At 30.5% G+C, this 24,885-nt stretch carries 30 protein-coding genes; all 30 read right to left on the bottom strand.

Features of this window, described 5'->3' with window-relative positions; translation table 11 throughout:
• Positions 1 to 426: 426 nt before the first annotated feature.
• The 30 genes from KQI38_RS21715 to KQI38_RS21575 all read right to left on the bottom strand — a co-directional run bounded on the left by KQI38_RS21715 (position 427) and on the right by KQI38_RS21575 (position 24,792).
• Positions 427 to 858, bottom strand: a complete 432-nt coding sequence (locus KQI38_RS21715; RefSeq protein WP_216563154.1) for an NUDIX hydrolase — start codon at positions 856 to 858, stop codon at positions 427 to 429.
• A 172-nt stretch (positions 859 to 1,030) separates the two neighbouring features.
• A complete protein-coding gene (locus tag KQI38_RS21710) occupies positions 1,031 to 1,711 on the bottom strand; it encodes a class I SAM-dependent methyltransferase (RefSeq protein WP_216563153.1) in 681 nt (226 codons plus the stop codon).
• Between the two features lie 178 nt (positions 1,712 to 1,889).
• Positions 1,890 to 2,516 carry a hypothetical protein gene (locus tag KQI38_RS21705; protein WP_216563152.1) on the bottom strand — a complete coding sequence of 209 codons (627 nt, stop codon included), beginning with the start codon at positions 2,514 to 2,516 and terminating at the stop codon, positions 1,890 to 1,892.
• Positions 2,517 to 2,771: 255 nt separating this feature from the next.
• Positions 2,772 to 3,269, bottom strand: a complete 498-nt coding sequence (locus KQI38_RS21700; RefSeq protein WP_216563151.1) for a GNAT family N-acetyltransferase — start codon at positions 3,267 to 3,269, stop codon at positions 2,772 to 2,774.
• A gap of 136 nt (positions 3,270 to 3,405) precedes the next feature.
• A complete protein-coding gene (locus tag KQI38_RS21695) occupies positions 3,406 to 4,332 on the bottom strand; it encodes an alpha/beta hydrolase (RefSeq protein WP_216563150.1) in 927 nt (308 codons plus the stop codon).
• Positions 4,333 to 4,404: 72 nt separating this feature from the next.
• Positions 4,405 to 5,664, bottom strand: coding sequence for a serine hydrolase domain-containing protein (locus tag KQI38_RS21690; RefSeq protein WP_216563149.1), 1,260 nt, complete (start codon positions 5,662 to 5,664; stop codon positions 4,405 to 4,407).
• A gap of 213 nt (positions 5,665 to 5,877) precedes the next feature.
• Positions 5,878 to 6,645: a hypothetical protein gene (locus tag KQI38_RS21685; protein ID WP_216563148.1), complete on the bottom strand. Its 768-nt coding sequence runs from the start codon at positions 6,643 to 6,645 to the stop codon at positions 5,878 to 5,880.
• A gap of 327 nt (positions 6,646 to 6,972) precedes the next feature.
• Complete coding sequence (locus KQI38_RS21680) at positions 6,973 to 7,485, bottom strand: hypothetical protein (RefSeq protein WP_216563147.1); 513 nt, start codon at positions 7,483 to 7,485, stop codon at positions 6,973 to 6,975.
• Positions 7,486 to 7,741: 256 nt separating this feature from the next.
• Positions 7,742 to 8,302, bottom strand: a complete 561-nt coding sequence (locus KQI38_RS22710; protein ID WP_216563146.1) for a nitroreductase family protein — start codon at positions 8,300 to 8,302, stop codon at positions 7,742 to 7,744.
• Positions 8,303 to 8,718: 416 nt separating this feature from the next.
• Positions 8,719 to 9,042: a hypothetical protein gene (locus KQI38_RS21670; RefSeq protein WP_216563145.1), complete on the bottom strand. Its 324-nt coding sequence runs from the start codon at positions 9,040 to 9,042 to the stop codon at positions 8,719 to 8,721.
• Between the two features lie 212 nt (positions 9,043 to 9,254).
• Complete coding sequence (locus KQI38_RS21665; RefSeq protein WP_216563144.1) at positions 9,255 to 9,698, bottom strand: hypothetical protein; 444 nt, start codon at positions 9,696 to 9,698, stop codon at positions 9,255 to 9,257.
• 387 nt (positions 9,699 to 10,085) lie between these two features.
• Positions 10,086 to 10,385: a phosphorylase family protein gene (locus KQI38_RS21660; RefSeq protein WP_338114501.1), complete on the bottom strand. Its 300-nt coding sequence runs from the start codon at positions 10,383 to 10,385 to the stop codon at positions 10,086 to 10,088.
• A gap of 479 nt (positions 10,386 to 10,864) precedes the next feature.
• Complete coding sequence (locus tag KQI38_RS21655; RefSeq protein WP_216563142.1) at positions 10,865 to 11,590, bottom strand: hypothetical protein; 726 nt, start codon at positions 11,588 to 11,590, stop codon at positions 10,865 to 10,867.
• A 337-nt stretch (positions 11,591 to 11,927) separates the two neighbouring features.
• A complete protein-coding gene (locus KQI38_RS21650; protein WP_216563141.1) occupies positions 11,928 to 12,776 on the bottom strand; it encodes an MBL fold metallo-hydrolase in 849 nt (282 codons plus the stop codon).
• Positions 12,777 to 13,071: 295 nt separating this feature from the next.
• A complete protein-coding gene (locus KQI38_RS21645; RefSeq protein ID WP_216563140.1) occupies positions 13,072 to 13,308 on the bottom strand; it encodes a hypothetical protein in 237 nt (78 codons plus the stop codon).
• Positions 13,290 to 13,790 carry a CPBP family intramembrane glutamic endopeptidase gene (locus tag KQI38_RS21640; RefSeq protein WP_216563139.1) on the bottom strand — a complete coding sequence of 167 codons (501 nt, stop codon included), beginning with the start codon at positions 13,788 to 13,790 and terminating at the stop codon, positions 13,290 to 13,292. Before KQI38_RS21640 ends, KQI38_RS21645 begins: the two co-directional genes overlap by 19 nt.
• Before the next feature lie 186 nt (positions 13,791 to 13,976).
• On the bottom strand, positions 13,977 to 14,381 hold the full coding sequence (locus KQI38_RS21635; protein WP_216563138.1) for a GNAT family N-acetyltransferase: 405 nt from the start codon (positions 14,379 to 14,381) through the stop codon (positions 13,977 to 13,979).
• A gap of 189 nt (positions 14,382 to 14,570) precedes the next feature.
• The gene (locus KQI38_RS21630; RefSeq protein ID WP_216563137.1) at positions 14,571 to 15,032 is read right to left on the bottom strand and encodes an NUDIX hydrolase; all 462 of its coding nucleotides are present in this window, start codon (positions 15,030 to 15,032) and stop codon (positions 14,571 to 14,573) included.
• 139 nt (positions 15,033 to 15,171) lie between these two features.
• Positions 15,172 to 16,020 carry a P-loop NTPase family protein gene (locus KQI38_RS21625; RefSeq protein WP_216563136.1) on the bottom strand — a complete coding sequence of 283 codons (849 nt, stop codon included), beginning with the start codon at positions 16,018 to 16,020 and terminating at the stop codon, positions 15,172 to 15,174.
• A gap of 291 nt (positions 16,021 to 16,311) precedes the next feature.
• The gene (locus KQI38_RS21620; RefSeq protein ID WP_216563135.1) at positions 16,312 to 16,929 is read right to left on the bottom strand and encodes a GNAT family N-acetyltransferase; all 618 of its coding nucleotides are present in this window, start codon (positions 16,927 to 16,929) and stop codon (positions 16,312 to 16,314) included.
• A gap of 221 nt (positions 16,930 to 17,150) precedes the next feature.
• Entirely contained in the window at positions 17,151 to 18,227 is a 1,077-nt protein-coding gene (locus KQI38_RS21615; protein ID WP_216563134.1) for a hypothetical protein, read from the bottom strand.
• Positions 18,228 to 18,611: 384 nt separating this feature from the next.
• On the bottom strand, positions 18,612 to 19,418 hold the full coding sequence (locus KQI38_RS21610; protein WP_216563133.1) for a sugar nucleotide-binding protein: 807 nt from the start codon (positions 19,416 to 19,418) through the stop codon (positions 18,612 to 18,614).
• A gap of 520 nt (positions 19,419 to 19,938) precedes the next feature.
• On the bottom strand, positions 19,939 to 21,594 hold the full coding sequence (locus KQI38_RS21605) for a putative manganese-dependent inorganic diphosphatase (protein ID WP_216563132.1): 1,656 nt from the start codon (positions 21,592 to 21,594) through the stop codon (positions 19,939 to 19,941).
• Between the two features lie 95 nt (positions 21,595 to 21,689).
• Entirely contained in the window at positions 21,690 to 21,824 is a 135-nt protein-coding gene (locus KQI38_RS22525; RefSeq protein ID WP_276515622.1) for a hypothetical protein, read from the bottom strand.
• A gap of 151 nt (positions 21,825 to 21,975) precedes the next feature.
• A complete protein-coding gene (locus tag KQI38_RS21595; RefSeq protein ID WP_216563131.1) occupies positions 21,976 to 22,152 on the bottom strand; it encodes a type II toxin-antitoxin system antitoxin in 177 nt (58 codons plus the stop codon).
• 27 nt (positions 22,153 to 22,179) lie between these two features.
• Entirely contained in the window at positions 22,180 to 22,746 is a 567-nt protein-coding gene (locus KQI38_RS22140) for an SPFH domain-containing protein (protein ID WP_246565977.1), read from the bottom strand.
• A 77-nt stretch (positions 22,747 to 22,823) separates the two neighbouring features.
• Positions 22,824 to 23,192, bottom strand: a complete 369-nt coding sequence (locus tag KQI38_RS22135; protein ID WP_246565976.1) for a hypothetical protein — start codon at positions 23,190 to 23,192, stop codon at positions 22,824 to 22,826.
• Positions 23,193 to 23,477: 285 nt separating this feature from the next.
• Positions 23,478 to 23,678 (bottom strand): helix-turn-helix transcriptional regulator, encoded by a 201-nt coding sequence (locus tag KQI38_RS21585; RefSeq protein WP_216563130.1) that lies wholly within the window; start codon positions 23,676 to 23,678, stop codon positions 23,478 to 23,480.
• Between the two features lie 113 nt (positions 23,679 to 23,791).
• A complete protein-coding gene (locus KQI38_RS21580; protein WP_216563129.1) occupies positions 23,792 to 24,028 on the bottom strand; it encodes a DUF2178 domain-containing protein in 237 nt (78 codons plus the stop codon).
• A 329-nt stretch (positions 24,029 to 24,357) separates the two neighbouring features.
• On the bottom strand, positions 24,358 to 24,792 hold the full coding sequence (locus tag KQI38_RS21575) for a hypothetical protein (RefSeq protein WP_216563128.1): 435 nt from the start codon (positions 24,790 to 24,792) through the stop codon (positions 24,358 to 24,360).
• Positions 24,793 to 24,885 lie beyond the last annotated feature (93 nt).

Genomic DNA, 24,885 nt, shown 5'->3' with positions numbered 1-24,885 from the left:
CTTAGGTTCAAGTCTACCGCCTAGGTTAAATACGACCAGTAACCTATAAGACTTTTTGTTTATGCCCAAACCTTGCAGAAATATTTTGTTATGTGTGATTGATTAACTCACCTCAACGTACCTCCTATTCATCTTAATTGTACTCTTTTTATAATCATTTATTGGCAAATAAAAACTACCTCATCAATGTTACATAACGTTTTCGATTAGCAATGTCTCTAAATTCAACCATTAAGGAACACTTCTTAACGATGCATTGTACCTAGTGAATGAAGGGATACCTCTAATCTTTTGTTAATGAAAGCCATGTTATTTCTAACCTAACAATTATTTCAGATTTCATTCCCCAAATACTCCAATGGAGAGAATAAAGATATCTAGTTTATACTATTACAATACTACCTCTCATGGTAATTTCGAATGTAATTACCAACCGAATAGAGAAAATGAAACATTATTGAGATAGTTATTTATTGCACAGTTTACATAATCAACCATATTCACTGGTAATTCACGTATACTAAACCATGATAAATCATCACATTTATCTGACTCATTATTGATTACATTACCGTTCCATTTATTGCAAAGGAAAAAATAATCAATTCGTTCATGTCCTACACATTTTCTATGCATAACTTGTACTATTTTCAATTGATTATCTTCTATAGTAATATTAACTTCCTCTTTTGCTTCTCTTTGCATAGCTTTAATAACAGTCTCATTTCCTTCAACATGACCTGCCACAACACTATAGCATCCATCTCCATACCCTGTATTAAACCTTCTAGATAATAATATTTTATCCTCTTTAATTAAAAATAGATGCACTGCCACAAGCATTGAAAATCTTTCCATCACTCTTTCCTCCCCAGATATAAAAATCTGCAAATTTTTATACTATTATGTCTTAATAATTTTAAAACTCTATTATCTTTGACTAACCTCCCCAGAGATTTCCACTAACGGAGGCTTAGGGACGTCTACTTTCCGCTGTCTGCTAAACCTCTGTTAAGTATAGCCTCAATAACTAATCTTTAGTTAGATAAACAGTCATACATTTACTATATTCTCCATTTTCAGTATTCATTATCTTCTCAACAATAAATCCTGCATCTTCCAATTCCTCTCTGTGATTTTTCCAATTGATAGCTCTATATGAAGTGCTTGCAACCTCAAATGTTTTGCCTGACTTCATATGACTTCTCTCTTGCAGATCAAAAGCAGTTTCTATTTCTGTTTTTCTTTCTATTTCTCCATCACCCATACTAATCAATAATAATTTTCCTTTAGGGTTAAGTAGAGAATTTATTGTATTTAAAAATCTTTTTCTATCTTCATCCTCTACTAACATATGTAACGTTCCCACTGAATAAATCCAATCATAATGCTTTTTGAGTTTTTTATTTAGTTGTAATGCATCAGAAACTATCCAGTTTACATTAATTTTTCTTTCTTTTGATAACTCCTCACATTTTTTTATAGCTTCTTGTGAAATATCTACACCTGTAATTTTATGCCCTTGTTCTGCAAGATATAAAGCATCTCTTCCTTCTCCACAGCCAACCTCACATATCTCATCATCTACAGAAATATCATAATACTCTATCCAACTAATTAGTTCTGGAGTTGGCTCTTTAGAAAACCACAATAAGCCTTCCCCATGAATTTTCTTATATCGTTCTTCATATGCATGATAATATTTTTTCATAACACTCACTCCTAATCTACTAGAATCTTATATTTTTTATTAATATTTTTTATTAATATTTCTCTCTAAATACACAAATGTATTTATTATAACTTCCCTATTCCATTTTGTAGCGTTTGATATATTAGACTTCCCCATGAGTTATTAGTTAGTTTTCTAGGCATAGTCATAGCGTAAGCTAACAAAAGGTTATCGTATCTATAAGACTAAATTCATAAGTTCTTCCTTCAATAAATCTTCTTATTAAATAATGTATCATAAAATTATATAAACAAAAAATTATAGGGGCTAAAGAAAGCCATGGATTTAAAGTATTTGGAAGAAGATCATCAATTTTTTTAATAATTACAACATAGTAAATTCCTTCAATTATGCCCCAAATTAGAAAAGTTAACATTATTCCAATCAAATTAAATGGGAACGATAGGTTTAATGAGTATTTGATACTGGTATGATTTCTCATTGGAAAATAAACCACTCCTCCGGCATCAATTGACTTTAATAAAACCATTATTCCTATAAAGCTTAATGTAAATAATATTGATTTTTTTATATTCTCTTTTTTTATACCATAATCAGAAAAAGCCTCTTTTCTTATTAACATAACTATAAAAACTCCAAGACCTGCAGAACAAAATTCTATTATTGATAAAAGCACTACTGAAATAAAATTCGAATTATTGTTAATATAATTTCCAAATAAAATAAACAGTGAAAGCGATAATGGTAAAAATATAAAAATCAAACCTAGATCAATTGCTATATTTAATTTTTGATTCCTTTTTGGTTGCTCATTAATTAACATAATGTCCTCCCTTCTACTATTATTACATAATTTAACTAAGCAAAATAAAAAGCAATAGCCTAGTGGACACTCAAGACCTTCTTTGCAAGTGGTGCTTGTTCCTCAGTGAAGAGGTGTTTAAAGATCTTGCTTCAATTCCCAAACCTACTGAGGTATATTGTTATCACCTCTGACAATTAGTACCCTTTACGTAAATACTTTGCTATACGATATCCATAACATGCAACTTAAATTAATAATAGTAATTTATCAATTCTAATTCAAATCCTTCTCCATTACTATAGCATCAAATAATCTATCCATCCATTGTAATTTGATTTTCTTTATTCCTTCAAATCCCCTGTTCTCCCAGAATTGTAGTACTTCCTCACTGTAACCATATGCAACATCAATTCTAATCCTTCTAAGATTATTCTCTCTTAGATAGCCCTCTAATGCATCATATATTTCTTTTCCATATCCTTTACACCTAAACTCATTATGCACCATAAGTAAAGACAAATAACATTCTTCCATAAAACCAATATCTATAAATCCAATTATGGCATTACTTTCATTTTCTTTAACTACTAATATCTTAAAGTCTATCGCTTTCATTTCTTTTTGTTCTTGAATTAACCATTGGATATTTACTTCTTGCCTTCCAATATGAAACATGAGAAAATCCTGATTTGAATTATATACTTCTATGACTCCATTAATATCTTCTTCTGTTATTTCTCTTATACTCAAATTTTTTGTCCTTAAAATCATTTTTTCTTCTCCCATTTATCAAGTATTCTATCTAGCAAATATATACTTAGATGATATATAACATTCCTGTCATTTCCAACACTCTCTGTCCACCATAGACTTTCCCTAAGAGGTGAGTGTAGCATATTATATATACCTAATCTTGTGTTGACGATAATTCCTTTATAAAGTTATATATTGCATTTTCCATTTGAGTTAGACCTGGCTCCTCTATTGGGAAATGACCTGCATTATCTAAAATTACTTTGCGTTTATTTGATGTAATTTTATTAAAAAACATTTCGCTTATTTCCACAGGGGTCCATAAATCATTTCCTGGATGTACCATAAGTACTGGTACATTTTTAAAGTTGTCTGGCTCAATTAAAGGTTTACTATTCATCAAAGATAGTAGAAAATTAATACTTATACTACTTCCTGCACCATACTTATCTTTCAGTAAAACATTCAAAATTTCTTTATCATTAACAAGTGCATTCATATTTGTAACCATTCTAATAGGAATTTTAAGAGTTCTTAAAAAAGATGGAAGTAAATTTAGGAATCTTATACCATATTTAGCATGAAATTTATTTTTTGCCGAATATATTCTTACTTTCTCTTCTCGATTATCAAGTATATTAGTAACAATAAGTCCTGAGATATTCTGATGTCTACATGCTACATTGTATGCTAACATCCCACCTGCACTTAATCCAATTATAAAAACTTTTTTTGATTTAGATAATTCAGTTTCAACTATTCTGCTTCCAACATTAATCCAATCTGAATAAGTTACTTGCTTACTATATTTGCTAAATCCATATCCTGGTAGGTCGGGACATATTACGTTATATCCAGCTCTAACTAAAGGTATTGCAAAAAATGATAGCAGACGCCCATTACCTCCAACACCATGAAATATGATCACTGTAATTTGTGAGTTATTATCATATTCATCAATATGGATTTCCATACTATCTATATTCACATACTTTTCAAATGGAGTAGAATTAATATCAATTTGATTTTTATCTGGTAGCAATGACTGTAGCTCTTTCCAAGAGTTATTACTGCTGTACACGTTATTTCCTCCTAATTAAATTATATTAATGTTTTTTATAATTAACCAGCAATGAATAATCTACATCCCTAGCTATTTCTTCTTAATGCCCCAAAGATATAATTGCCCATCATCATCTTTTGTGAAAGTATACTCTTCATCTATCCATCTATGGTGTAAAACATTTTCGCTAATTGGGTAGGTAGGTAAAGTATATTCATCATCAATAATTAATAATATATCCTTCTTTTCTTTTTTAAGCTCTAGTTTGAACCCGTCTTCTTTGTAAACGCCTAAGTAACTTTCCAGTGCATTAACACTCAAAGGGAATGCTTCAGGTTTTACAGGAATCTCATATTTTTCCCCAAAGGCAATAGATGTAACGACTTTACATAATTTATTGACAGCTGTAAATCCATAATTACTCAAGACCACAACAGCAAAATCATCATCCACATATCTATGTATTTCAGCTAAAAAGCCCTCACAACCACCATTATGATGAACAACTCTTCTATTGCCATTCATATTTATTGCAACACCATAACCATAGTTGTTTTTAAATGGGGTATTCATTTTCTCAATAGACTTTCTGCTTAACAGTTTATTATTATTTAGAGCCTGATCCCATGTCAATAGATCCCCAACTGTTGAATACATAGCACCAGAAGAAAGAATTAAATTCATATTAATATAATTGCAGTGTATCAAATCATTGCCATTTAAATAGTAACCCGATGCTTTATTTTCAACAATCTTTTTCTCATCATCTATCCCTGTATTAAGCATTCCTAAAGGCAGAAAAATATTTTCAGTTAAAAATTGACTAAAGGTCTTTCCTGATAGTTTTTCAATTAACATTCCCAGAAGATAATATCCTGTATTGCTATAATTCCACTGTGTACCAGGTTCAAAATCCAATGGATTACTTGTAAACATCCTAATTAGTTCAGATTTTTGATGATACATCTTTTGAAAAATTTTATGTGAGTTTGGCAAATTTGAATAGTTAAAAATTCCAGAGGTATGCGTTAATAAGTGATGAATAGTAATTTCAGGGTTTAGATTAACCCAATCAGGAAAATATTTCTTCAAACTGTCTTCTACTTTTAATAATCCTCTTTCCTCAAGAATTAGAACAGCTGCAGCTGTAAACTGTTTTGTAATTGACCATACTCTATATTTAGTCTCTATGGTATTTCTAACCTTGTGTTCAATGTTGGCATATCCATAAGCTTTCTCAAACAGTATTCGCCCATCCTTTATAGCAGCAATAGAACCACTGAATGACCAAAATTTTGTATATAATTCTAGGTATTCATTTATTTGATATTTTACATCTTTATCTTTCATTACACTATCTCCCTCATTTCAACCCATAATATTCTACAATTCCGTAACATTTTGCTTTCTATCAAATAGCCCCCAACGAATAGCTCCGATCCTATAACGTTCCGAATATTACTGATGTTTCTCAATATTAGATAGCTCTTATCTTAGATTGAGGAATATTAGGAATACTGTGTTAACTCGACGTCACATGACCATACCTTTAAAACTTAATCATTAAACACTCTTATCCATAAAATTACTTATTGTCAAATTTTCGATAATAATCTCTTTTAATTTCAATTCATCACTTTCGCAATATGTAAAAACATCTGCTCTATAATCATTACTATCTTTGAATATTATCTTTTGATCTTTTGTAAGCTTGATTATAATTTCATTATCTTTTTCATAAATATCTTCAAATATATTTTTTATCTTTCTTTTATCACTAGCTGTTAATCTTCCTTTAATAATAATTGTTTTAATACCATTTATTTTGTTATCAGTACTATTAGGTACCATATACTGTTCCATAAAAGCTCTAGATTTATCGTCTTTCATTTGCTGAAAAGAAATTTGTAAAGGTATTCCTTCAAAAAATGATATATATGAATTTCTCCAGGGCATTGTCCGAGTGAACAAATTAAAGAACCATTTAAATTTTAAAAATTCTGGTTCAGTAACTTCAACCCTTTTTTGTTTTAATCTATGATAATCTTTATCTAAATCATTTGTTTCAAATATTATACATATTAAACCTCTATGGCCTTTGTTATATTTTTCAACCCACTCCTTACGCCAACCACCACCATCTTTTTTTAAAAGTCTTATCATTTCAAAATATTCTTGTCCTATCCAAATGTTTGAAGCTTTAAATCCTTTCGTTCCTTTTCCCCACTTAGGCTCATAAGGATATCCTGAATTTCTAATGCTGTTAATTGTATCGTTATCTATTTGATATTTTTCATCAATATTTATCACTAAATGATCTATCCTTAACATAGCATGTCCTCCTTTTTATACAATCATTTGGTTAATTAATTTTCTTTAATCCATATATTTTTATTCGATGTCAGTTAACGTTCTAAAGCTTATCGATGTCAGACTCCCCAACATTATTTCTTCCCGACATCCATAATCCTCTGTTACAAGAAGTGGCGACATCTTTTCTTCTGTAATTCTTCACATAATAAAAAGAATGAGCCACAAGTGACATATAGATATTCTATAAACAGAAAAACAATCATGTTAAGTGCAATGATTAACCAAGATTTGAGAAATTGTCCTCAACCCTTTTATTCATTTTGATGATTCATTTATAAGACATTCTCATATTAAATTATTAATCTCTTTTCGCATTGTATTATAAAAATTCAATATCTCTTGGAGCATATAAACATCATCATCATTTAATAATATATGTTCTTTACTATCTGCTCTTTTGAAAAGTTGTTCATAATATAATCTTATATCTTCTTCGTTTATCGGCTCAATAGAATTATAGTTATCCCATAGTTGTTGAAAACCATTATCTAATTCAGAATTTATAAAACGAGATTTTTTCTTGAATCCAAATATGCTTCTTTCTAAGTTACGATGATATATTATAAGGCATTTTATGTCTTTATAATCTATATATATTTCTTCCTTATTTAAAATGATATTGTCTATCTCAACTTTACTCTTAGTAATTGAATTATTTATCTCGTAAATAAATTGTTGCTTATCTTCATCTATATATCTTTTTTGCTTAGAATAAACACTAATAGCGAATAAAAGCGATACAATACTAATAGGTATTAATACCACTACCCATGCCTTCCACTTATTAATTATAGTCACTTCACTTCCCCCTATTTATAACATAAGTAAATACCACTTATGACATACCAAAAAATCATTATTAGATTTAAATCTTTATTTTCAACTAAACCCACATAAAATCCTTTTGATTGAAAAAAATTTTGAATTCCTACATTAGTCAACTATTGCACAACATCTTGCCTACGCGTCCCAAACGCTCTCACTGTTAGATGACGTCCTCGTGACTCAGAAACTGCCAAGGACAGTGGCTCCTTATACATATTTCCTTCATACATCAAGTCAGCTTTTTCATGTTTTTAGGTCTAGCTCTATGCTTTCTATTTATATCATATACTTGTTCATATACTCTTTTATCATTAAACTGTTCTCTAGGTCCTTTTACTTCATTAGCATATCCAATGTATGCAATTCCACAAGGTACAACATGCTTAGGAAGCCCTACAATATCAGATATCTTTTTTATAGATTGCTCTCCATAGACCCCAACCCATAATGACCCCAAATCTAGTGCCGTTGCACATAGCAATATATTTTGCATTGCTGCACTACAATCAAAAATATACATACCTTTTATATTTCTACATAAATGAGTATTTGCACATACAATAATAGCACATGGAGCATTATAATTTGCAAAGCTAAACTTTGCTCTTATTTCATCCATAATACTCTTTTCAGTTACAACTATCATTTCCCATGGTTGATTATTACATGTCGAAGGTGCAACAAATGCAGCTTTTAAAATCGTATCTATCTTTTCTTTTTCTACAGGTTTATCAAGATATGAACGAATACTTCTACGTCGAATGAATAAATCTAAAATATCTTTATACACTCTAGTATCCTCCTAATAAAATATTTTCGATTTTGTATTTCGTTAAAACACATTTTTTTCTAATCTGCACCCTCGATGGACCGCCTTTTGCATATGATTTCGTAGAACATTGTGAGTACTTCTGATACTGCTACATTCACTTCTTGCCTCTGATTCAAGTGTTGGAAATACCCTATTAACTGATGTCAAGTGTCCCGCAATTAAATGATGCTATGAATAGCTGTGATATAGACTATATTACTTTGCCACTGTTACTTTACAAGATATCAAGCATATGGATTGACTTTTTTACGACGTTTTTGACTATCAGAAAAAACTTCTTTGCAAAAAAGAAACTTATCAAAATTTCAACGGCAATCCATTTCTCTTCTCCTTGTTATAGTTATTTGTTGATAAATAAAAAACATTGGTTTATTCTATCGCTTAGTTTTCATTCTAAGCCAAATATACTGATTTCGCTTGAATGTAATGTATATTAACTTAATAAATGGCATCCAAAACTTTAAATCCCGTAAGTTACTACCGCATTCAAACTCTATAATCTCCTCATTCATTTCGAATTCAACAATATTACTTCGACACCAATCAATTTTAAAATACAGCTGATGATTGCCTGGAACTATATCTAATTGGATCTTTTGACCATCCTTTATTTTGTCTACTACATCACCGTCGAGGACAATCTTATATTCACGAATTTTATCTACATATCCTGAGTCTCGTTTAATTCTTACTATCACTTCACCACCCCTTAACATGACTTCTTTCAAAGTTCGTAGTAATAACAGTAAGCTCTCTAAATAAACATTAATATTCCTAGTATAATATTAAATATAGATAGTAATTTAAAAAATCTCTGCAATCGAGAAGCCTCTGTTAGCTGATGTCCTTTTCTATATTTCATTATAATTACTAAACTATTTTTTAATATATGAACAAATCTTACATATACTTATAATACAAACATTAATAGTATTATCGGATATGTATAATAAATATATTGAAAAGTAAATTTAACAGCTCCATGATGTTTAAATTCGATAAATGGTTTAAAACCATTCCAATCAACTATACTTACTGTAGTTATTATTATTAATAAAATTACAGAGATAATAAGTTGATTTTTGTTAGGTCTATTTTTATACATAAATACATCAAATGAATATTTCTTTATAGAGAACTTAATAAGTATCAAAGCAACCAAACCCCACCAGACACTTGTTATTGTCCAATGGATCATATGACCTAGATGTTCAAATTGGTTAATTGACTTCCCAGATATAACACCTTCGATAAAAATAATTAGGTTTTCCATGCCAAATCCTGTTAATGCACATAGCTCAAATATAAGATGCTCGCTCCATCTTACTGGTTTGTTTTCAACTATTTTCAACACCTCTTATATTAGTTACTTAGTTTTTCTTATACTATAAAAAAATTATAATCTAATATCTGTATTATTTTAATTAGCTTCCTTTGGATTTTAGCTAACGTTATGCAATTTAGTGACATAGGACTCATCCCTAGATAGCTCCCCGATATCTGCTAAGCCTCTGTTATAAGAAGTAGCGAAATCCTTTCCTCCATAATACTTGTTCATAAAATAAAGAATATGACTTAAATTTATAATTAATTTATCAAGAATAATGCTTAATTATAATTATAAGTTTTGTCTATCCAATCTTTTCATATCATCATATGATTTATATTTTCATTCTTTGTAGCTACAACAAAGTTACATTTTCTAATTTAAGTTTATCTCTAGTCAAATTTATTAAAAGACCTATAACTCTAAACAAATTGTCGCTGAATATGGAACAATCAAATGCCCTACTTGAATATCCTTCTTTAATACACCAGCAGCCCCACATACGATAAATTTCTTAAATCCCATGGCAATTAGTTCCTCAAGTTGTCCACCAGAACCAGCTGCTCCTAAATAACCTTGCACTATTCCAATAAGTTTTCCGTTAAACTCTATCTGATATATAGGCAAGACGACTGTTGTTGTATAAAATTCTGCAATTTTCTTTAATCTTCCTTCATTTAGCATTCTCTTAATAACATCACCAAAGAATGTAATTATGCAATACTCTGGAACATTTCACTTTTCGTTGACATCAGAAGGTTCAATTTTGGATCTTAGGACAGGGTCAAACTCCAATACAGGAAAATCTTTTTTAATATCATTGATTTCTTACCCTTTTATATTAGTTTTATTTACTTCACATAATTTTACAATTGTGTGGCATCTCAGCTTTTATCAAGCAGATCCAAACGAACAGCCCCATATCTCAATTTCTTATCACGTTTTGAATTTCCGCCGTCGAGTCACATAATCAAACTTGGCTTAGCGTCTCAGATAGTTTGATTTTTTATCAGAGAAATTATTAAATATATAATCAACAAGCCAATTTACAGTAATTGTTCCAATTCCTACACCTTGCCATCATGTTTTCTGAAATTGCAAGGATTTGATGAGGTTTATTTACGTCGGGCTTTCCCTATATCATTTCTTTTCGATGTCATTAAGTCTCTGTTAGATGAGATGACTTCTACATCTCACTTAAAATCCTCCCTCTCTAGTTCTATATCAATTATTTTCAAAATATCACTACTGGTGTTAATATTATTTAAATACTTAATAAACTTTAATTCTACTTGATCCAAGGACATTCCAAACGACTCTTTAAAACAATAATTAAAGTCTTCATTTAAATTTTTATAAAACTCTTTGTATGTTTCGATCCCAAAAATAGATATAATATAATCAGTAAACACCCCTGATAAAGGATATGTAATAATATAACTATGTTTATAAAAATCTGAATTCTCTATTAAATCGTAAAGTCTAGGCAACTTATTCTTTTTTAAGAAATAAGCTATCCAGGCAAAATTGGATATACCCCACCAGCTTTTATCAAAAAACATTGCCAAACCTTCTCGAATAAAATTTTGAGGTGGTCTTGATAAAGTATTATATGAAATCATATGGGCATCTTCATGATATCCAATACATTTAATGTCTTTATTATAAACCGCATAAATTTTATTAGGCATTCTTGTGAAACCATTACATGGTTCATTATCTCCATACAGCTCACCTACCTCCACTGGTGAATTACAAAGAAAATAATTTAGTTTCTTATTTAATTTAACATTTAAAACTTCACATATATATTCATAACAATTTTCTTGTCTCTCAATAATTTTGACTATGTCTTGTTCAGCATAAGAATTTTCATGATAATTAAATATATAATGTTCCGACTCTCTTATTTTCCACACCTTTATTCCCCCTTACAAACATAAGAACTGTTGCTAGCCATTTTATCTAACGTGGTGTATCCAAAATATCAGCTAGAACTACAAGGATTCTGAAGTTCGCTTCATAACTCTTATATTATATCTCGATAACTAGGTTAACTAGTTGATGTGATATTTTATAACTTCTCCTAAATCTTGTCTCATTATAACTACAACAAACTTGAATGCAATGTTAATTAAAGTACCACACCACTAAATTCACAATCAATTCTACGTAAACTGATTATTATTACATAAAATAAAAATACTCCTCATTAATTCAATTTTTAATATGATAAAAATCAGTATAAAGCTAAATCTATATATTTATTTCTAAATCATCATATGCAATATGATAACCATTATTTATTGCAACTTTTTCCATGACATCATGGATACTATTCCTTTCATGTAATATGTGCGTTGCATAAACTAAGCTACTTTCATCTATTATTTTTTCCACCTTCATTTTCGAAATAATATCAGTTACTTGTCCTGAATCCAGGTGTCCACCTGCATTCTCACCTTCTCCATATGTCTGGTCCAATATACCCAAATCAAGTCTAAATGATTTGAAAATCTTCCATACTCTATCAGATATCTTCAAGCAATAAGTTCCATACATTATATTTCTATTATTATAATTAATAATAAACATCAAAGAATTATCTCTTATATCATGTAAAGATTCTAAAGGAGTAACTAAATAATTCTCTATCTTCACATTCTCTCTGTGTCTTAGATATTTAATATCCATGCATAACCTACTCAACCAATTTGAATCAAATAAATCAGCTGTTGGTTCCTCAGTTTTAAGCCACATATCTAGAGTACAAATAGTTTCTTTAGACGCAAACAAACTGATATGCCCTACATTTTCCGTTGCATATTCTTTAAGTCGTGTTATTAAGTGGCCCGCATCAAAATGGTCAGAATGTCCATGTGTTTGTAAAATATACTTTATCTTTGTCAAATCAATGTTATACATAGCTGCTGAAGTAGTAATATCAGGGTCTAAATCAATTAATAAATCATCATTTATTAACAAGGATGCTCTTTTTCGAATATCTTTCCCTTTATTAATCCTAGCACTTTTACATACCATACATCTGCAAAAAATCAAGGGATATGATGTTGCCGCTGAGGTACCTAAAAACGTTATTTTCATTAAGGTTCACCTATTTTCTATTCTAAAATTATATTTTGTACGCATAAATTTACTATTGCGACTTCAATCTTTTTCCAAACTCTAAAATCTTTACTATTGTCCTATAGGATTTCGGTTAACAGCCTATCCCTGAACCTGGCACTAAAGCCTTAATTCTTGGCGAGGCTTCGCTCCCAACGAAGTATTATTGTATACATTGCTCTAGGCTTGCACCCCTTGCATCTTTACGTAAATACATTGCTAACTGCTGTCCTGTATATCAAAACCTCAATAATCAATGCATTGTTTTCTTTATCTATAATGACTTATGTAATTTCTTTCTATCTAGTATAAAAAAATAAACTCCTGTACCTATAGCAGTAAGAACTCCTATTCCTCCTACTGTATAATCTAATATTGCATGAACAAATACAGGTATAAATAATGATTTGGATTTCTCTAGAAGATATATAAAGTAGTAACCTGCAACAATTCTTCCACCTATCTCACTGAGCATTCTAATTCCTATTTGTTTTAAACCATCTCCAGCCAATAGTCGGGCAATATTGCATGTAAAATACCCCAAAAGAAACCACTTACAATAACTGCCAAAAACTTATTATGTCTTAGCAACTCATTATAAACGTATCCACGAAAAATAAATTCTTCTCCAAAACCAACCACAACTAGATAAAAGAAAAGCTTATAATACCCTCTTATTGTAAAATCCCCGTGTAAAAGAAAAAGTGTCATCATAATTGCTATTAAAACGTATTGAAGATATGTATGTACAAAATGAAGTTTGAATTCTATTAATCTTTTTCTATAAATCACTGCCAAAATAAGTGGAACTAATAACATTACAAAAAAATCACCAATAAACTTCGTACCTATATTATTAATCGTAATATTGTTAATACTAATCAGCATATTGCATTCTATAATAAACTTTATTGCTACATAAAAATAAATTATATAAAGTAATGAAATTATTATTGGTATAGCTATATAATTATTAAACTTTTGTTTATTCATCCCAGTCACTCCTCAGTAAATATAACTATTAATTATTTTATATAATGCATCTTTTGCATATTAATATTTTTATTTATTGTATTCTTATAGTCTGTAAGGATAGCAGATAATATCCCTTGTATTCACTCCCCCGAGCATCTTAAGCACTCTAATGCCGGCCACTGCACGATTAGATTCACAGGGTTATCACCCTAAATCAGCTTCTCTAAATCCAATTTTTTGATATAATTTCATTGCTGCCAAATTATCTGGATCTACACTTAATGATATTTGTCTTATTCCCTTCTCTTTCAGTTCATCGAATAGCTTTCTTAATAGTGCTGTACCGCTCCCTTTACCACGATATTCTGCTCTTAATGCTATTCCCAATTCAGGTATGTCATTACTAACATACCCAAAACCTTTATTGTCTTCACTAAAATATCGCATGGTAATTGAGCCTACTTGCCTTCCTTTACTATTTTCTGCTATGTAACCTAAATCTCCTTCTTTACCCCAATTTTCCACATACTTAGATAAAAATGACTCTTCAATTACACTTCTACTAAAAGATTCTTGACCTTCAGGAACATATAATGATTCATATAGCATCTCCTATAAGAAGGGTGCATCTTTCTCTGTAATTATTCTAATTGTGTACAACTTCACCGAAACCTCCTTTTTCTTATCTTTTTACATTATCTTTAAGTGATTTTCCCTAACGTTCTAAGTGTTATGTGACGGAATGACATTGGAAACTAGGACATGCTCTAACAAGGAATACACTACATTTCATCCAGTCTATAAAGTATTGTCATAATATTTTTCTTTGAATCGTTCAAGAACATCTTCTGTTGTAACTGTTAATTCTAATGGTAACCTATCCATTGGAAAGCAGCCAATTTCCAGCACTTCTTCATCAAATGATATGTTTGTCTTTTCAACTTCACTACAAGTATAGACTATATCTGTTATATATACTTCATGTCCATTAGGATAAGTGTAATGTCGTCTTTCACCTGCAAAAACACCAAACAACTTAATGTTTTTTGCAATATATCCTGTCTCTTCAGTAAATTCCCTTTTTGCAGACTCTTCTGGTGTCTCGAATATCTCCATACAACCGCCGGGATACCCCCACAATCCATTATCAGCTCTTTTCTGTAATAATACTTTTCCATCTATGCAAGCAATAATACTTGTCCCAACTAACATTAATGGCCTATTACCAATAAGTTCTCTCATCTCCTTTATATAGTTCATCTTTTTCCTCCCTAGCTGATTATTCATTTTTTAGATTTATCTTTATTTTTTTATCAATCCCTAGAATTTCACAATAAAACAATGTCATTCTGTACACAACATTCTTATATTTAAGAACTCTCACTGCGTAGATACGGTGTTATACGGAGTTCATGACATCTTTCATTTCGCAATCTAGAATGCTTTTAATACTATCAAACATCTTATTCCAATCTCTATCTGTATTATTCAAAATATAAGAACGAAAAGGTAGGAGCTTGACTATTCTAAGTTCCAAATTTTTTCGTTTTATGTAATATTCCACTGTTTCAGGATTTGACCATTTTGGTTTTGACCGAATAATAGCCGTGTGTTTCAATGATTCTTCAACACTATTTTGCGATATATACAATAAAACTGGATTTAATGGGCTAATTATAACTGTAAGATTTCTTATGTATTCGATGATTTCATCTTCTGTGATTTGAGGATACAATCTATTGATATCATGAATTTGGTGCTGAAATAAGACACTCTCGAAAATTGTTACTGCATCCGTATTAGACATTCTTGTAACATACTGTTCAAAACGTGTATAAAATGCCTTCTTATATGTATTAAATGGGACAATAGCCTTATTTGAATAACAAAATTCTTTAAAAGATAAATACTCAGCTAATTCATCACTCCATGGTTTTGGCTCAGGTACTTTATAAGGTGTTAAGATATAATCATTTTCTATAATAGAGTTTAATCGAATCCATTCTGCTTGTTGAGGGAATCTTATTAGTAAATTATTGTATTCATTCTTCGTAAGATAAGCATAAAAAGGCAAATCAATTGGATGTTCACTACCTTCAATATAAACTTCTGAATTTACACCAACTTCTTTAAGATATGTATATAGCAATTGAGATGTGGTTGTTTTGCCTGAACCTGGTATACCCTCAAACATAATTAATTTAGTCTTTTTCATTTTCTCCATCCTTATCATATATAATAAACTCATTATTAAATTTTAGGTTCATATTGATTTAATTAATTTTCAAGGCTCTATATAGCTTTTCATGAATTCCGCATAACGTTTTGCACTTGAGATGTTCCTGAGTCTTATCCAAACCTAGCTATCGAAGGAATGTGCTTTGACTACTTCAAAGGCTCAACCCTAACATTGCCAAAGCGCACTTGAGTGCATTGTTATACGAAGTGGGGTGTCCCGTTATTCAGAGGGAGAAGACATCGCTCCTTTAAACCTTAGAAATCATTATTAGCTTCACAATTTATAAAGAATGCGTCTTAACTACAAATATTGATTTTGATTATATCTATTATAGAATTTATTAAACTTTTCCAAATTAAGTTTAAACGTAAGACCATCATATAACTGACCTCGCAGCTCTCGCAACTTTTCTTCATAATTACATACTTCAAAGCCAACTTTTTCTGCCATGGCAATCATAGGATAATTTCCGGACCATGTCTCTGTATAAATATCAGTAATTCCTTTAGAGAAATGATAGTCTATGAAAGCAGTAAAAGCTTGTGTACCATAACCCTTGTACCAGTATGCTGACTCACATATATCAATTCCAAGAGTATGTAAACATCCACCTTGTGAGGCAGGCTTCCAATTATATTCTATATCGTTAAGATAAGAATTCACGCCTCCTATATGAATCCCATCTTTCGTATCAATTTCAAATTTCCAACGAAATTCATTATCATCTTCCTTGTCTTGCAATTTTTTCATTGCTTTTTCATAGTACCTATCTGCATTGAAATTCTTAAAATTTTCTTCTGCTTCCCAAGGTGCATCCCATTCATGCCAAGCTATTTCTTCTGCCATCCATCGAATGTCATCAACAATGTCTCCTTCTTTATAATCACGTAAAATAATATCCTTATAAGCAATTAACATTTTTTTCTCCTCTCAAAGTTAAATGTTCTTACTATACATAATTCATCTTATATTATAAAATCAAATAATCTGTGGTTAAAATTACTATTTGCCTAAATCTTATGCAAATAATTTATATACCACACTGTTTTTAAAATGCCGACTTTGCAAGTCCTAAGCTAAAAGATCGGATTTAAGTCACTTTTTATTCGGGAGCGCTTTATATACATTTGAATTTACGGCTATTTCATCGTAAACTCTTCCGTTGACGGCTGACCATTCCGGATATACCCGTCGGAGCGATAGTATACCCTTTCTATAGAACTGTCTGTTTTTGTATAGTCTATAACAAAAACTTGTCCTGTTTCTATCAGCATTGGGTAATTGTCATAAGGTAGCACATAGCCTATTTTCTTCTTATCCTTAAAATGTTCATAAGCATTTTCCAAGCGCCAAAATTCCCGGCATGCGTAATCTTTGAATCCTGACAAATCTTGTTTTCCGAAATAGGACGCCTCGTAATCTTTTTCGTTGACTGTGATTGTATCCACTCTGAACGGTTCAATCTCTTTCGCTAACCAAGCTAAGTCCTCGGAATAAATGGCGTCGTCGTAACGTTCCTTTAGTTGGTTTGCCATACAGGGAACAGAATTAGTCATATAGTCCATAGCGTCAAAATCCGTATGAGCTCCGCCGTAAATCCCCATAATCTTCTCGCCCTTTAGTTTGTCAAATTCGCGGATAAAGTTCTCCACCATCTTGTTTTCGCGGTATACATGATCAGAATGTTCGTAGTAATACTTGCCTTGCTCAATCGCTTGTTGTCCCAATAAATATTGCTCGGAGCTCTCCAAATTATTTTCTTCAAGATACTTCAAAAATCGTTGTCCAGTAGTACGGTGCTGGTGACCCACATCCGTACCGTGGAAAATAGTTTCGGGACACTCACTTTTTATTTTCTTATAAAATTCCTTAATATAAAGGTTTTGTGACGCTGTACCTCCCCAATCCTTATATAATTCCTCCAGAATATCGTCGCTATCCGACTGCATCCACAAATTTAAAAACTCTGCAGAATAGTAGGGATATTCAACAAATAAATGTCGGATATTCCCGTTATGGTAGTATTCACGCCACAACTCTAATTCTTTTTCCAGTATTTTTTTTACACCATGATGTTCTCCATACAGATAAATCTGCCCCGTTGATTGTTCTAAAGGCCTGGCTGTATCGACCGATGTGGTACTATATGAACAAGCAACCAATGCCAACAGCATGATTAACGCGACAGCAAACATAAAAAATCTTGTATTTTTCATAGGCTCACCTCGTAATATAAATTATTTTTGTTGACTAATTTATCTCAAAAAACAAAAAATACGAAAAAACATCTCTTTCATGCTTTATAAACAATATTTTACTTGCACTATACGTTTGTATCACAAGTTAAAAGCTTTCCCAAAGGTATAGTAAATCCTTATACATATCCACGTCTATATTGGTACACCCTACATAATATTTCTACTTTATTTTTCAATAAATTAAAGATAACCCCCTTGGTTGAGCTTTGCTCCCAGTGAGAGGATGTGGCGCACAACACCCTAAGATTGCACCCAAACACCCTTGCGCAAATACATTGTTATGGGAAGTGATGACGCTTTTCACCCTACACTTCTCTATATTAAATAATTGATGTGAACTTCCTACTCTGTTATATGATTAATAACATGCTCATTTGAAAAAATAAAATCTGTAGCCAACTCTTTAATAGTTGGCAAAACAGCTAAATAGTATTTTTCTCCTGGAAGTGTTTCTTCATTAAATTTTGTATCTTTATATCCTAATTTGACAATAACTTTTTTTATAAATTCATAATGATTAATAACTTCACTGCTACCAAGATGAAATATCCCTTCTAAATCATTTTCAATTATATAATATATCTGTTTTGCTAACATTTCATCTGTATTATTATTAAGATATAGATTTGTGTAAACATCAACTTTTTCATTATTCTTTAATGATGTTACAAGACTATTTAGTCTAGGTGAGTCTTTACCCCATATCATTGGAAGTCTAAAAATTATGCCATTGCCGTTTAAATCTTTTCTTAATATTTTTTCGCACTCTATTTTAAATTTACCATAATCACTTTTAGCAATTGGTTCATGAACTTTGAGATGTGGTATAGTTGTATCACCATCAAAAACATTTGCAGTAGAGCAGAAATAAAGTTTTCCGTTGATAGGTATTAAATATCTTATAAGTTCATTGAGAAGTTCTATTTGAGTCTTAAAATTCCCTGTTAAACAGTACACTATTCTTGAAGGCTTAACACTATTAAGAATATTAATTATCTTATTAACTTCGCTCATATCATAATAAATCGAATTTATCGAAACTATTTTATTACTGTTATATGTACCATAAACATCATATTTCTTATTTAGTTTTTTTGATAAAGCCTTCCCTACTAATCCACTTGCCCCAAGTATTAAAATTCTTTCCATTTTGTACCCCTTTCTTCTTGAATTCGCATTTTACTATTTTACAGCATCTAGTTTTCTATCAAATAGACCCCCAAAGAACTGCCTAATATCATCATTTTCACTAACTATTGCATTAAGGTGTATATCGCTAATATTTACTTTAGACTACGTTCTTTTATCCCTTCTAACCATTGTATTAATAAGGTTTACAATATTTTATCTTCTTTCCTTAATTACATGAATCTATATTTCTGTAGTCTTTGAACTTGCTGCATCTAATATCAGCTCCAAACTCTAGTCGACCTATGGCAAATTTACTTCTTAATACCATTCCCCTTTACCATTTCCTACCATATACTATTCTACATTATACTATTCTACATTGTTTTTCAAATTCCTTCTTTTTTCAAAACATTCTTTTATCCTTCACTACTAACGAATTCATCCCAATAAATATTGTCTTCAAGTAATAATGAATTCTACGCAAAAAGGCTATAATAATCAGCTGATTATTATAGCCCTTCATTGTCTTTATATAATTTTACAATTCTTTAATATTTGTTAAGGTATTTGTAATAGGAGGAACTACTTGCTTTTTCCTTGAAAGGACTCCTGGTGCATAGAATGAGTTATTTACAAGATTCTTTCCAAATGCCTTTGCCACTAATTCTTTATTATGTCCTACTACTACCATTTCTGAAGCCTCTTTAAATATATCTGTTAGCATTAGTATAAATATAGAATACCCTCGTTCTTCTGCTCTTTCTTCCATTAATGATATTAAGTCGGATTTCATATCCTTTAAGCTATCTGGGTCCATAGTATATACTTGGGCAATTCCTATCTTATCTTCATCTATAGTAAAGGTTTTAAAATCTTGGCTAAGTAATTCTTGTGGTGTTTTTCCAACTAAGGAAGTTCCAGCCTTAAACATTTCCATAGCGAATTTTTCTACATCTAAGTCTGCAATTCTTGCTAGTCTTTCCAATATCATTCTATCTACATTAGTTGATGTAGGAGATCTAAATAATAAAGTATCGGAAATTATAGCTGCTGCCAATACTCCTGCCATTTTTTTTGAAGGCCTTCTGCCATTTTCAAATAATATTGATGCTATTATTGTAGATGTACTACCTACAGGCTCATTTCTAAAATATATTGGATTTCCCGTAAATACATCTGCCACTCTATGGTGGTCTATAATTTCTAATATTTCACATTCCTCTAAACCATCTACTGATTGACTACGCTCATTATGATCAACTAGTATTACCTTTTTCTTCATACTTGATATTAAATGGTACCTAGATATTAAACCTACCACTTTATTGTTATTATCATCATCTATTACTGGATAAGATCTATATCTAGTTTGAGACATCTGCTCTTTTACATTATCTACTAAGTCATCAAGTGTAAATGTCACTAGATTGTCTGTAGACATTACATGGCTAATGGGTACAGATTGAGTTATTAGTCTAGAGGTTGTAAAGGTATCGTGAGGTGTGGATATTATGGTTATACCCTTTTCTTTTCCTAGATTAATAATTTCTTCATCTACTTTAACATCTCCTGTTACAATCATTAAAGAAATATTACTATTAATTGCAAGTTCTTGGGCATCTTTTCTATCACCACATATGACTATGTCATTTTCTTCTATGTATTTTCCTACAGATTTAGGTTCCATCGCCAAAACTAAAAGTTTTCCTGTAAGTGGCTTAGTTTTATCTGCTATTGTAATGATTTTAGCAGACAGAGTATCTATAATATTATCTATAGAAGTATCTGATTTTCCTAAAATACCATTATCCCATACATCTATATAAGCCCCTATTATATCTGATATTGTTACAATACCTGCTAATTGCTCATTTCCATCTATCACAGGAAGACTATTCAAATTGTTTTTCTTCATCAATTCTAATGCCATACGTAGTGATATATCTGGACTAATGGAAGCTATTTTGTCAAAGTCTAAATCCTCCACACTTAATCTTACTGTTTCTAAAAGAATAGGTGCATCAACTCCAAAATATTCTAGAATGAATTTTGTTTCTCTATTTATCTTTCCAAGCCTTACAGGAATAGCATTAACATCCCCATTGCCATTTTTATACTCTGCATAGGCTAAAGCTGCACATATGGAATCTGAATCAGGATTTTTATGTCCCGTAATATAAATCGTTTCCTTCATATTATCCCTCCCCTATGGTTCATCATTAGTTCACTGTAAAGATATTATATCATTAAAATGGTAATATTAAAGTACAAAAAGCTGATGTAAAAACATCAACTTTTCTGTACCTCTAATTCATTATAATCAAAAATAATTTGCTCTCCATCGTTTACAACTATACAAGGTAATCCTATTTTTCCAGATTCCTTAATCTCTTTAAATTCTTCATAGTTATCCCTATACTTCAAAAATCTTTTTAAATTCAACATTCCTTCTGAAATATCTAAATATAAGAACTTAATATTATGACTTGAAAGATACTCTTTCGCTGGTTCACAATCCGGTCAATATTTGCTTCCAAATACAATTATTTTATCCATATAATTCTCTCCTAACCCACTACTCATCTGTTTTATTTTTTCCTTTTCTCCTCTGCTTCACACAATCTGTTAAAAGGTATTCTATTTGCCCATTGATTGAGCGAAAATCATCTTCTGCCCAAGCAGCCAGTTCCTGCCAAAGGGATGAGGATAGTCTCAAAAGTATCTGTTTTTTTCCATTATCTTTATTCTCCATCTACAACATCCCTCCCTTCAATTTATTTTAATATAAGGAGCCACTATTTACAATAGGCTGTGCATCCTTATTTCCACATAATACAACAAGCAGGTTACTAACCATAGCAGCTTTACGCTCCTCATCTAAATGAACAATATCATTTTCGTTTAATTTAGCAAGAGCCATCTCTACCATACCTACTGCTCCCTCAACTATCATCTGCCTTGCATCTATTATTGCTGAAGCTTGCTGTCTTTGAAGCATTACAGATGCTATTTCTGGAGCATAAGCTAAATGGGTGATTCTTGCTTCTAAGATTTCCAAACCTGCTACTTCTACATTAGCTTGAATCTCAGTCTTTAGCTTATCCGCTACTTCTTGGCTGCTACCCCTTAAGGACTTTTCATTATCTTCATTGGATACATCATAGGGATATACCCTAACAATATTTCTAAGGGCAGCATCAGTCTGTATGGATAAAAATTCTGTATAGTTATCAACATTAAAAACAGCCTTTGCAGTATTAACAACTCTCCAAATTACAACAATTCCTATGACTATAGGATTTCCTAGCTGATCATTGATCTTTTGTTTCTCATTATTTAGCGTCATAGTCTTAAGAGAAATTTTTTTATTGGTTCTAGCAGGTAATGTGACTTCTGCACTACCTAATTTAGTTTGTTCAACACCTAATTTTCCTGTAGTTGTTCCGGATTAATAGCACTAACAAATGGATTAACAAAGAAGAATCCTTCACCTCTAAGTGTACCATAATACTTACCAAAGAGAGTAAGAACTATTGCTTCATTAGGTTTCAACACTTTCAATCCAGAAAACATGATAGGACCTATTATAAAAGAATAGGAAATTCCTGCAATTATTAGCAATATTCCTTTATCGTATCCATAATCAACCAAATTAATTCCATAGACAAGTGCAGCAATACCAGCAATTATAAATATAATGTTTAAAAGGAGGATCCCCATACCATTCATTGATCTAGGTATGATTTCTTCATTATGCAGTTTGCTTTCATTTTTGTTAATTGTATTTGACATTTTAAAACCCCCTTAATATATTTTTGATATCATTTTGATATTAATTATATATTATGCCGGTGTTATTAAAATGTCAATATTTTTTTATTAACTTGAGACAAAAGACTACTGTTCTGTTACAGTAGTCTTTTTAACTAAGCTATATAATCAAAATAATTATATCTAAAAAACGCCTCAAATATTCTTTTTTATCTCAAACAAATTCCTTATTTCTCTATGGTTTTTCTTTCTATTAAATATACCTAAACCTATAATCTTTTTAATACTAAGAGTAGAAATATAAAACTAATCGAATATAAATATTTCTTCGATAGAAGCATCTACTGCCCTTGAAATATCTACAGCAAGTTTTAATGAAGGGTTATATTTTCCAGCTTCAAGTCTCATTATTGTCTCCCTTCGTACACCAACAATTTCTGCAAGCTGTTCTTGGGTAAGTTCTTTCAACTGCCTATATTTTTTTAGATTACAAATAAATTCAGCCATATTACTTTTCCTCTAATATATAGTTTTGTAGCATATACATTTAGTGTAATTGCATATGACAATGAAACTAATATGCAAATAAAGTCAATATTTCTAACAATCATTGTAGCACACTATATAATAAATAGTTCTATAATAGCAAGTTGACCAGTTAAGGCTAATGCTGTTTTCCTATCCTCAATATACCGTTCATCTTCCTTACTCCCACTAATTTTCGCAATAATAAAGTTTGCAAAGAAACCAAAAAATCCAATGTACCATAAGTCTAATAAATTACCAGAATAAAAGTAGCGAAGGCTCACGAAACCCAAGAATCCTGGAAATCCCATGTAAAACTGCTTTTTTATCATTATAAAACTCCTCTTTTGTGATATATTTATCTCTTAACGAGATAAATATATCACAACATTTTTACTTTGTCAATATCAAAAGAGAAATATTTGTCACTTTTATATCCATAAAATAAGTAGTCAATAAGCTACCTATTTTATAAATTATCTTTATTACACATAATTTAGCAAGTGTATGTCAAGTTATAGAATGTATTTGTCCTTCTTCAGATTTATGGGATATTGCATATTCCAACTTTCTCTTAGTACAGCATTTCTGCTCTTCAATATATTTTTTAGTCATACCTTCAAATTTTATTGAAATTCTGAGTAAATTATTTACTAATGGTCTATAGATTGCTGTAATTTATATCATATTTTAATTTATCATAAATATCCTCATTTAATAAAAACATATCTTGAATTAAAAATTCACCTTCTTTATTTCGAGTAACTTTTACCATTAGTGTGCTACCATTTTTATATTCTATAGCAATATAACTTTTCATGTTATATGTTGTCCCTATCTCTGGTTTAATTTTTTCAAATTTGTCTATCAAATAATCTAAGTCTTCAGGTAGTAGCTTTAGTGTCAGTGCTTCAGTGAAATTTTCATTTGCTGCAATTGTTATTGCACGAGATATGTTAAAAACATAATTAGAATTCCTATCCATTTCTTTAAATTTTCTATAAAAAAATAAATTTGATATAAGTAATAATAATACGAGTACTATAAGAGCATTAAAAGTTACTTCACGCCATTTGATATTTTTAATATTCTTCATAATCTTCTCTCCTCTTTGAATCAAGTAGTATTTTTCAATATCCTATTATTTTTTACTATGAATATATCTATATTACTTTTATATTCTACTTTA

The sequence above is a fragment of the Tissierella carlieri genome (assembly GCF_018917285.1).
Classification (GTDB): domain Bacteria; phylum Bacillota; class Clostridia; order Tissierellales; family Tissierellaceae; genus Tissierella; species Tissierella carlieri.
This window is presented reverse-complemented; position numbering and strand designations above follow the sequence as displayed.

What these genes read in the sequence shown, in the direction of transcription:
- KQI38_RS21715 (WP_216563154.1), bottom strand. Translation starts at nt 858, where the DNA reads ATGGAAAGATTTTCAATGCTTGTGGCAGTGCATCTATTTTTAATTAAA.
- KQI38_RS21710 (WP_216563153.1), bottom strand. Translation starts at nt 1,711, where the DNA reads ATGAAAAAATATTATCATGCATATGAAGAACGATATAAGAAAATTCAT.
- KQI38_RS21705 (WP_216563152.1), bottom strand. Translation starts at nt 2,516, where the DNA reads ATGTTAATTAATGAGCAACCAAAAAGGAATCAAAAATTAAATATAGCA.
- KQI38_RS21700 (WP_216563151.1), bottom strand. Translation starts at nt 3,269, where the DNA reads ATGATTTTAAGGACAAAAAATTTGAGTATAAGAGAAATAACAGAAGAA.
- KQI38_RS21690 (WP_216563149.1), bottom strand. Translation starts at nt 5,664, where the DNA reads ATGAAAGATAAAGATGTAAAATATCAAATAAATGAATACCTAGAATTA.
- KQI38_RS21685 (WP_216563148.1), bottom strand. Translation starts at nt 6,645, where the DNA reads ATGTTAAGGATAGATCATTTAGTGATAAATATTGATGAAAAATATCAA.
- KQI38_RS21650 (WP_216563141.1), bottom strand. Translation starts at nt 12,776, where the DNA reads ATGAAAATAACGTTTTTAGGTACCTCAGCGGCAACATCATATCCCTTG.
- KQI38_RS21640 (WP_216563139.1), bottom strand. Translation starts at nt 13,790, where the DNA reads ATGAATAAACAAAAGTTTAATAATTATATAGCTATACCAATAATAATT.
- KQI38_RS21635 (WP_216563138.1), bottom strand. Translation starts at nt 14,381, where the DNA reads ATGCTATATGAATCATTATATGTTCCTGAAGGTCAAGAATCTTTTAGT.
- KQI38_RS21630 (WP_216563137.1), bottom strand. Translation starts at nt 15,032, where the DNA reads ATGAACTATATAAAGGAGATGAGAGAACTTATTGGTAATAGGCCATTA.
- KQI38_RS21625 (WP_216563136.1), bottom strand. Translation starts at nt 16,020, where the DNA reads ATGAGTTTATTATATATGATAAGGATGGAGAAAATGAAAAAGACTAAA.
- KQI38_RS21620 (WP_216563135.1), bottom strand. Translation starts at nt 16,929, where the DNA reads ATGTTAATTGCTTATAAGGATATTATTTTACGTGATTATAAAGAAGGA.
- KQI38_RS21615 (WP_216563134.1), bottom strand. Translation starts at nt 18,227, where the DNA reads ATGAAAAATACAAGATTTTTTATGTTTGCTGTCGCGTTAATCATGCTG.
- KQI38_RS21610 (WP_216563133.1), bottom strand. Translation starts at nt 19,418, where the DNA reads ATGGAAAGAATTTTAATACTTGGGGCAAGTGGATTAGTAGGGAAGGCT.
- KQI38_RS21605 (WP_216563132.1), bottom strand. Translation starts at nt 21,594, where the DNA reads ATGAAGGAAACGATTTATATTACGGGACATAAAAATCCTGATTCAGAT.
- KQI38_RS21595 (WP_216563131.1), bottom strand. Translation starts at nt 22,152, where the DNA reads ATGGAGAATAAAGATAATGGAAAAAAACAGATACTTTTGAGACTATCC.
- KQI38_RS22140 (WP_246565977.1), bottom strand. Translation starts at nt 22,746, where the DNA reads ATGACGCTAAATAATGAGAAACAAAAGATCAATGATCAGCTAGGAAAT.
- KQI38_RS22135 (WP_246565976.1), bottom strand. Translation starts at nt 23,192, where the DNA reads ATGTCAAATACAATTAACAAAAATGAAAGCAAACTGCATAATGAAGAA.
- KQI38_RS21585 (WP_216563130.1), bottom strand. Translation starts at nt 23,678, where the DNA reads ATGGCTGAATTTATTTGTAATCTAAAAAAATATAGGCAGTTGAAAGAA.
- KQI38_RS21580 (WP_216563129.1), bottom strand. Translation starts at nt 24,028, where the DNA reads ATGATAAAAAAGCAGTTTTACATGGGATTTCCAGGATTCTTGGGTTTC.
- KQI38_RS21575 (WP_216563128.1), bottom strand. Translation starts at nt 24,792, where the DNA reads ATGAAGAATATTAAAAATATCAAATGGCGTGAAGTAACTTTTAATGCT.